The sequence below is a fragment of the Pelomonas sp. CA6 genome, assembly GCF_022549225.1.
Taxonomy (GTDB): Bacteria; Pseudomonadota; Gammaproteobacteria; order Burkholderiales; family Burkholderiaceae_C; genus Roseateles.
This window is the reverse complement of sequence record NZ_JAKZFD010000075.1, coordinates 1-306: the sequence shown is the minus strand read 5'-3', so window position 1 is coordinate 306 and position 306 is coordinate 1. Positions and strand designations below refer to the sequence as shown.

The window sequence follows — 306 nt, the reverse complement described above, 5'->3', positions numbered from 1 at the left end:
CCACGGCCACCATCGTGGTGGCCGACAGCGCGCTCAAGGTCGGCCAGACCAGCACCGTCACCATCAGCTTCAGCGAAGCGGTGACGGGCCTCACGGCGGACGACTTCGTCGTGGGCAACGGCAGCCTCAGCGGCCTGAGCAGCAGCAATGGCGGCCTCACATGGACCGCCACCCTCACGCCCACGGCCGGCGTCGAATCGACCGCCAACCTCATCAGCCTGGACGGCAGCCGCTACACCGATCTGGCCGGCAACACCGCCAGCGGCACGGCCAACTCCGGCAACTACGCCATCGACACCCAGCGCC

The 306-nt window shown here is 69.3% G+C and carries 1 protein-coding gene; it reads left to right on the top strand.

Going from position 1 to position 306, the window contains the following annotated elements:
- Positions 1 to 306 (top strand): Ig-like domain-containing protein (locus LZ017_RS21955; RefSeq protein WP_241399054.1); only part of this gene is annotated, 306 nt, incomplete at both ends.